5 protein-coding genes are annotated in these 8,209 nt (G+C 70.5%); 3 read left to right on the top strand and 2 right to left on the bottom strand.

Annotated features, from left to right (window positions below; translation table 11 throughout):
- Both VKA86_10155 and VKA86_10150 read left to right on the top strand, forming a co-directional pair.
- Nucleotides 1-1,622 (top strand): FlgD immunoglobulin-like domain containing protein (locus tag VKA86_10155; GenBank protein HKK71569.1); only part of this gene is annotated, 1,622 nt, incomplete at its 5' end.
- A gap of 268 nt (nucleotides 1,623-1,890) precedes the next feature.
- A complete protein-coding gene (locus tag VKA86_10150) occupies nucleotides 1,891-3,186 on the top strand; it encodes a DEAD/DEAH box helicase (GenBank protein ID HKK71568.1) in 1,296 nt (431 codons plus the stop codon).
- Between the two features lie 61 nt (nucleotides 3,187-3,247).
- Here VKA86_10150 and VKA86_10145 read toward each other — a convergent pair whose 3' ends face one another.
- Nucleotides 3,248-5,914, bottom strand: coding sequence for a protein kinase (locus tag VKA86_10145; GenBank protein HKK71567.1), 2,667 nt, complete (start codon nucleotides 5,912-5,914; stop codon nucleotides 3,248-3,250).
- A gap of 322 nt (nucleotides 5,915-6,236) precedes the next feature.
- Here VKA86_10145 and VKA86_10140 point away from each other — a divergent pair, with 322 nt between their 5' ends.
- Complete coding sequence (locus tag VKA86_10140; protein HKK71566.1) at nucleotides 6,237-7,955, top strand: CRTAC1 family protein; 1,719 nt, start codon at nucleotides 6,237-6,239, stop codon at nucleotides 7,953-7,955.
- Here VKA86_10140 and VKA86_10135 read toward each other — a convergent pair.
- Nucleotides 7,952-8,209 (bottom strand): hypothetical protein (locus tag VKA86_10135; protein ID HKK71565.1); only part of this gene is annotated, 258 nt, incomplete at its 5' end. The two genes, VKA86_10140 and VKA86_10135, sit on opposite strands and share 4 nt — an antisense overlap.

Below are 8,209 nucleotides of genomic sequence, written 5' to 3'. Positions count from 1 at the left end.
CGGCCGATTTGAACTGGTCGGTGGGAGAGGACCCGTCGCCGTGCCCGTGGCTGTCGTTCGCGCCGGCGAGCGGAATCACGCCGCAGGGCGGGTCGAGCGTGGTGAACGTGACGGTCGACGCGACCGGTCTCGCGCCGGGGCTGTACACCTGCGACCTGGTGATCAGCAGTGACGACCCGGCCAACCCGGTCGTGAACGTGGCGGTCGATCTCGAGGTGCAGGCCGCCCAGGAGATCCAGGTGATCGTCGATGGTTTCACCGACGGTCCGGTGGCGCTGCAGTCGCGGCCGGACGGCACGGGCCGTGCGCTGTCGAATGCGCTCACGTGGAGCGGTACGATCGGGGATCCCCCGGTCGCCGTCGACGCGACGATCTCGGTGCGCCTGATCGACGAGTTCGGCGCGCCGGTGTCGGGCTTCCCGGCCCAGAACATCGGCCTGGTCGCCGCCGCCGGCGGATGGACGCAGTGCGCCGGGCAGGAGATCACCGCCGACGCCGACACCGACGTCAACGGTCTCACCACGATCTCGAGCGCGCTGTTCGCTGGTGGGCACAGTGCGACGGGCGAGCTGATGCAGGTGACCGTCGATGATCCTTCGGTCACGTCGATCAGCTACCCGGACGGCCTGGCCGGACTCGAGTACTTCGTCAACGGTCCCGACATCACCGGAGACCTGGCGGCGGACCTGGTCGACGTGGGCGAGTTCGCGATCGCCTTCGCCGGCGCCTACGACTTCGCCGCCGACCTGGTGTTCAACGGCAACGTCGATCTGGCGGACGTCGGCGAGTTCTCCATCGGCTTCGGGTCGACGTGCCCGGTGGCCACCACGCGTGAGGTCGCCGACGGTGGCGAGGTCGTCCCGTCCGACGGTCCGGGCGTCCCGGCCGCCGACGTCGGCGTGTACTTCGACGCCGAGGGCACGAAGACCAGCACCTCGCTCGAACCCGGCACCCGCACCACGGCCTGGGTCGTGGCCCGCGGCGCGGCCGTGGAGCAGGGCGTGACCGCCTTCGACCTCGCCCTGCGCGTGTCGGACAACGTGATCGTGCACGACCGCACGCTCGTCGACGCCGCGGTGTCGCTGGGCGAGGGCGCCGATGCCCTGGCCGGCTTCGGTGCCGAGCGTCGCGTGGCGGCCGGGGAGGGACTCACGCTCATGCGTGTCGTCCTCGGCGTGCGCGACGACGCGCCGGCGGAGATCTGGCTCGAGCCGAGCTCGCGCTCGAACCTCGAGCTGCCCTCCTTCGCCAGCGACGGCACGGTGGTCACCGCCCGCCCGGTGTCGGGTGCGGTGGAGCAGCCGGTGGCCTCGATGAACGCCGAGTTCGACGCCGTGGTCGCGCCGCGCTCGCTGTCGATGGCCGTCGCGCCGAATCCCTTCAACCCGGCCACGGAGATCCGCTTCGCCCTGCCGCAGGCCGGGCGCGTGGAACTGCGGATCCTCAACGCCCGCGGAGCCCTGGTCACCGTGCTGCGCAACGAGGTGCTGCCGGCCGGCGACCACGCCGTGACCTGGAACGGCACCGATCGTTCCGGGAGTACGGTGGGTTCGGGCACCTACTACTCGATGCTCGTCACCGACACGGGGACGGTCACCGAGAAGTTGATGCTCGTGAAGTAGCGGCCGCCCGGCACGTTGCTCGATCGAGGCCCCGGGTCCGGACGGATCCGGGGCCTTCGCGCGCCCGGCGACATCCGATGTGGCACGCGAATCGCTTGTCCATTACCGTGTATCCATTCCGGGCGCTCTCGCCCGCGGCGACAACAGGGGTCCCACCATCCCTCCGGGACCACGCCGCCACCGAATTTCTTGCCCATCGCTGTTGTACGGGCCGGAACGCAGGCCCTCCGTGCGCGACGTCCGCGTACGCCATGGCCGGAAAGCATCCATGACCGAAGACCGAACCCAGGGCCCGAGCGGATTCGACCGCTTCGGGCTGCACACCGACGTGCTGCGCGGCATCCGCGCGGCCGGATTCGACACCCCGCGCCCCATCCAGGACGACACCATGCCCGCGGCCATCGAGGGCCGCGACGTGCTCGGACTGGCCCAGACGGGCACCGGGAAGACCGCCGCCTTCGCCCTGCCGCTACTCGACTGGATCGTGAGCGAGCCCGGCGAGGGCCCGAGCGTGCTGGTCCTGGCGCCCACGCGCGAACTCGCCACACAGATCACCGCCGAGTTCCAGACCCTCGCTCGCTTCACGAAGGCGCGCGTGGCGACGGTGTTCGGCGGGACCTCCATCAAGAAGCAGGCGGACGCCCTGCGCCGGAAGCCCGACGTGATCGTGGCCTGCCCGGGACGCCTGCTCGATCTGATGGGTCAGAAACTGGTGCGGCTGGACAGGATCGAGGCCCTGGTGCTCGACGAGGCCGACCACATGTTCGACATGGGCTTCCTGCCCGACATCCGGAAGATCCTGGCCGCGCTGCCGCGCGATCGTCAGAACCTGATGTTCTCGGCGACCATGCCGCCCGAGATCCGGCGCCTGGCCGACGAGATCCTCGACGACCCGCACGTGGTCGAACTCGCTCATCGCGCCCCGGTGTCGACGGTGGACCATGCCCTGTGCATGGTCGGCGACCGACAGAAGCGGCCGCTTCTCGATCATCTGCTGGGGTCGAGGGACTGCAGCTCGGCCATCGTGTTCACGCGGACCAAGCACCGGGCGAAGCGTCTGGCCCATCAGCTGAGCCAGGCGGGCCACCGCGCGATCGGTCTGCAGGGGAACATGTCGCAGGGCCAGCGCGATCGGGCCATGCAGGGTTTCCGCCGCGGCGAGTACACCGTGCTCGTGGCCACCGACATCGTCGCCCGCGGTATCGACGTGAGCGGCGTGTCGCACGTGATCAACTTCGACGTGCCGAACACCCCCGAGGCCTACACGCACCGCATCGGCCGCACCGGCCGCTCGCACAACGAGGGTGTGGCCTGGACCTTCGTCACCGGCGACGACGCCGCGTGGGTGCGTGCGACCGAGCGCATGATCGGCAGTCCGATTCCGCGACGTCGGGTCGACGGCTTCGAAGGCCACACGTCGGCGAGCGACAGCCGGGATCGCGGAGACAGCCGGGACCGCGGCGAGCGCCGGGGCACGAGGAAGCAAGCGCCGAAGAATCGGGGGTCGCGTTCCGGACGCCCGCCCCGCAACCGGAATCGCAGCCGGAGCCGTCGCGCGGGCTGACCGAACCGGGTAGCACGCGGCGGAAGCGAACCGCGGTGGCGAACGGGCCGGGGACGACCGATCAGCGGAAGTCCTCGGCCACCTTCAGCGTGCGGTGGTGTTCCACGCGCGCGACCACGATCGACGCGCCGTCGGGCGCCACTCCGAACGACTCGATGTCGATGCCTTCGTCCGATCCGACGACCACACGTCGGGTGTCGGAGGTGTCGACCCCGGGCTCGAAGTCCTGGGCCACGATGCCGTAGTGCTGGCTGTTCTCCGAGCTGACGAACAGCACCGCGCTCTCGTCGGGCATCCATCGGGGACGCCCGGCCGAGATCACGTCCTGCAGGCCACGGAAGGGCGCGTCGGCGCTCCACACGAGTTCGGTGGTCTCGAGGTCGCGCACGAAGACCATGGCCTTGGACTCGTCGACGTCGTTTCCGATGTAGGCCACGTAGCGGCCCGTCGGGGACACCTCGGGGATGAACAACGAGCCGGCCGCGACCTGCACCTCCTCGCTGCCATCGGTCCGCATCTTCCAGATCCCGTTGCGCTCGGGATTGCCGCTTCCGTAGACGACCCACTCGCCGTCGGGGGTCTGCGTCGGGTTCTCGGCGTCGACGCCGTCGCTGCTGATCTGCCGCGCACCGCCGCCGTCGGCGCGCGCGGCCCAGATCTCGAGGTGGCCGCCGCGGTTACTGCTCCACAGGATCTCGCTGCCGTCGTGGTCGAAGGCGGGATCCCAGTCGTCGGCGCGATCGTCGGTCACCTGCCGCAGTTCGCCGGTCGTGGTGTCGATGGTCCACAGGTCGAGGTTGCCGCTGCGGTTGCTCGAGAACACGATGGTGCGGCCGTCGGGGGAGAACGCGGGCTGACGATCGCGGCTGTTGCCGCCGGTGATCTGGGTGCCGCGGGCCAGGGGATCGCCGTCGTCGATCGGCACCCGCACGAGGCTTCCCCGCCACAGGATCTCGTCGAAGATCAGCCGTTCGTCACCCAGGAACTCGAACCGCACGTAGTCGGCGCCGCCTCCGTACACGCTCTGGATCCAGAAGAGCGATTCGGTCTCGTTCGAGAAGGGATCGACCCGCTTCACCAGGCCCAGCGGGCTGGAGTTGTCGCCGAGCAGGCTGGTGCTGCGCGCCACCACGAGCGCGCGGCCGTCGGGAGTCCAGGCCGCCGACGACAACCGCAGCGGGCTGGACCATGCCGTGCGGACCTCACCGGTGTCGCGATCGATCATCACGATGCGATTGTCGCCGGTGTTGAGCACGGCGCTCACCGAGGAACCGGTGATCCACTGCCCGTCGGGCGACCAGCGCAGGCCGTAGACGAAGCGGCTGGTGAAGCGGGCGAGTTCGCGCGCGGTGCCCGTCCGCGGGTCGTGCAGTTCGACGATGGTGGTGGGAGCCGCCGCGTCGCCGGCCAGACGCAGCGCCGCCAGGGTCTCGCCGTCGGGCGACCAGCGCACCGCCACCACGTCGTCGAGCAGCCGTCGCGGCGCGCCACCCACGAGCGGGATCCGGTACGCCGCGGCGCTGGTTCCTTCCGCGCGCAGGAACAGCACCGAGGTCCCGTCTGGCGAGAACTGCGGATCGTAGTCGTTGCCCTCGGTCAGCGGCGCTTCGACACCGCCCTTCATCTGCCGCAGCCAGATCCGCGAGCGGCCGTCGCGGTCCGAGACGAAGGCGATGGTGCGGCCGTCGGGCGATGCAGCGGGCGACGAATCGCGCCCGGAGTGCGTGAGCGGTTGGATCTTCACCGGCTCGGGTGGTGGTGGGACGAAGGTGTGCACCGCCGCCGCCCCGAGGACGCCGCCCAGGACGAGCATGGCCGCCGCCAGGGCGAAGGGCACGCGGCGGCGCTTCGGCGCGATGGTGTCGATCGTCGGGGTGCTGCGTGTCGAGGCCTCGCTCACGCTGCGCAGTGCGAAGGCCAGGTCGTGGGCCGTCTGGAATCGTTGTTCCGGCGACTTCTCGGTGCAGCGCTGGACGATGCGGTCGACGAAGGCGGGCACGCGGTCGTCGGTGGTCGACAGATCGGGCAGGTCCTCGTTGAGGATCGCGCTCATGCTGTCGGCGGCCGAGCCGCGGTCGAAGGCGGCCTCGCCCGACAGCATCTCCCACAGTACGGTTCCGAACGAGAAGATGTCCGAACGAGCATCGGTCTCCTCGCCGCGCACCTGTTCGGGGGCCATGGTCCGGACGGTCCCGAGCACGGTGCCGGGCGTGGTCTGGTGGGTGGCCGCGCCGAGCACCGTGTCGTCACCCGGATCGACGGTCGTCTTGGCCAGCCCGAAGTCCAGGATCTTCATCCGCCCTTCGCGGGTCAGGAAGAGATTCGCCGGCTTGAGGTCGCGGTGGACCACGCCCCGGTCGTGGGCGGCGGCCAGTCCGTCGGCCGTCTGCGCCGCCACGTCCAGCGCCGTGCGCAGGGGCAGGGGGCCTCGACGAAGGCGCTGCTGCAGCGATTCGCCCTCGAGGAGTTCGGTCACTGCGAAGACCACGCCGTCGTGTTCGCCGAAGTCGTGGATCGCCAGGATGTTCGGATGCGACAGGGTGGCCACCGCCCGCGCTTCGCGCTCGAAGCGGGCGCGTGCTTCGTCGCTGTGCAGGAGGCGATCGTCGAGCACCTTCAGGGCGACGTCGCGGCCGAGTCTGGTGTCGCGGGCACGGTAGACGGTGCCCATGCCCCCTTCGCCGAGCAGCGACAGGATCTCGTAATGGGCGAGGGAACGACCGATCACCGTGACAGAACTCCGGTCAGGGGCGGTCCAGAGTAGGTGGCGCCGGACCGGCCGGTCAATCGCGGTCTGGAGGGTCGATCGCAGTGGTCGACTGGAGTAGGGTGCGCACACGCAACCGCGGGCGACGTCCGTCTCCCGCGGTTGCGCACCGTGTGTCGTCGTCCTGGAGCCGGAAGGGCCGCGCGGGACGTCGAACGGGGCCCGGGGTGACCCCTCGCGTGGTGAGCCGGCTCCCATGGCCACCACGAGTGGATTCGACACCCGGACCCCGAGACGTGCCGCCGGGCAGCATGAGAACCCGGCGTCATTCAGGGAGTCGCACGTGCAGCCTCCGCGTTTACACGCAATCGTCCTCGGGGCGGCATTTCTCGCCGCCTCGCACCTCGGTTCCGGCCACGCGCAGACGACCTTCGGGCGTCCGGACTTCGCCGTGCCGCTGTTCGAGGAGCTGGCCGCCGACACGGTCCTCACCGCCGTCGGAACCATCCCGCACCAGCCGGACCACGTGCGATGGATCGACCGCACCGACGACGTCCCGTGGTGCGAGCCGGGGTTGATCCGCGGCGTCACCACCCGCGACCTCGACGGCGACGGCCGGATCGATCTCTTCTTCGCCCGGGCCGTCACCTGGCCCCGGCGCCTCGGGGAGGATTCCACCGATCGGACCCTGGACGGGCAACGTCTCCCGCCGAGCCAGCTGTGGTGGAACGAGGGCGGAGGCCGGTGGCGGCGACACCCCCGCGCGCCCTGGGACGAGTCGATTGTCCACCACACCTGGCGGGACCTCGACCGCGACGGCGATGCCGATCTCGTCGTCCTCGTGAATTCGGTGTGGAGCCCTCGCGATGCACAGCTGGGATCCATCCTGATCTGGCGTCAGGACGTGGCCCGACGGTTCGAGGAGGTCGTTCTCGCGCCCGACGCCTTCGAGGCCGTGCAGGATGCAGCGGGCTTCGCCGTGCTCGACGCCGACCGCGACGGACACCTCGACGTGATGTTCGTCTCCCGCGCTCCGGGCGCCGACCTGCGCGGAGTCCGGATCGCGTGCCTGCGCGGCCCGCATTTCGAACTCGAGTGGGTGCGGCGGGAACCGCTGCCCTCGTTGCAGGCGCACGAGGAGCGACTGATCGCCGACGTGCAGGACGTCGACGGCGATGGTCACCGTGAGTTCGTGCTGATCGACGGCGCGCCCTACTGGGACAGGGTGGGAACGGCGATCGCGGTGCACCACGACGCCGGGCAATGGTCGGTCCGTCCGATCGAAGGCCCCCGCGCCGGTCCGGCCTTCTACGGGGTCACCCGCGCCGACGTCGACGGCGACGGCCGCGCCGATCTGTTCCAGGGGCAGAGCGACTACTTCGGTGGTCGCAACGTGCTGTTGCTCCAGCGTGCGGACGGAGGCTTCGACCGGACCGACGAGCGGACCGGACTGTTCGCCGGCTACGCGTACACCGGCGGCATGGTCTTCGCCGACTTCGATCACGACGGGCGTCTCGACGGACTGCAGCCGCGCTGGGCCGCGGCCACCCGTTCGATCCCGTCCGAACTCTTCCGCCAGCTCGAACCCGATGCCGACACCCCGCGCTTCGGTGCTCTGCGCGGAGCCGCCGTTCCGGATCTGGTCGGCGCTTCACCGGCCGCCGTCTGGTTCGACGCCGACGCCGACGGCGATCTCGACCTCCTCTTCGGGCGCACGTTGCACTACGCCGAGAGCGCACCCTACGCGATCACCCGCGACCGTTTCTTCGAGAACGTCTCGCGCACGGGATCGTGGCTGCAGGTCGACCTGGAGTCACCGCGCGGGCGCCACGGGGCACGGGTGAGCGTCGTCGTCGGGGAGCAGCGCTTCGTCCGCTGGTGCGGAGAGGGCGGGGTGCTGAACGCCTCGGAGCTCCCGTGGCGTGTGCACTTCGGGCTGGGCGACGCGGAAGGCTACGACCGGATCGAGGTGCAGTGGCCGTCGGGACGGACCGAGGTCTGGCCGGGTGGGGTCGTCGACCGGAGGATCCGCCTGATCGAGGGCACGGGCGTCGAGCCCTAGGGCCGGCGGACCTCGAAGCGGCCCTCGTGGATCAGCGTGCCGTCGTCGGCGGCACGCAGTCGCAGCGTGTGCGATCCGTCCGACAGCGCCGAGCGCGGGAGGACCAGCCGCGTGCGCTCGAGCGCGTCGCTCCACAGGTCCGAAGCCGGTGACGCGTGGCTCCAGTCGTCGTCGATCGAGATCTCGACGTCGAAGTCGCCGGGCTCGGTGCGCACGTTCCAGGGGTCGACGGCGATCACCACGATCGCCATGCG

The organism is Candidatus Krumholzibacteriia bacterium, assembly GCA_035268685.1.
In the GTDB taxonomy this organism is placed as follows: domain Bacteria; phylum Krumholzibacteriota; class Krumholzibacteriia; order JAJRXK01; family JAJRXK01; genus JAJRXK01.
Note: the sequence above shows the minus strand (reverse complement) of the source record. Positions and strands in the feature narration are given on the sequence as shown.

Coding starts and splice junctions, on each gene's coding strand:
- VKA86_10150 (HKK71568.1), top strand. CDS start 1,891: ATGACCGAAGACCGAACCCAGGGCCCGAGCGGATTCGACCGCTTCGGG.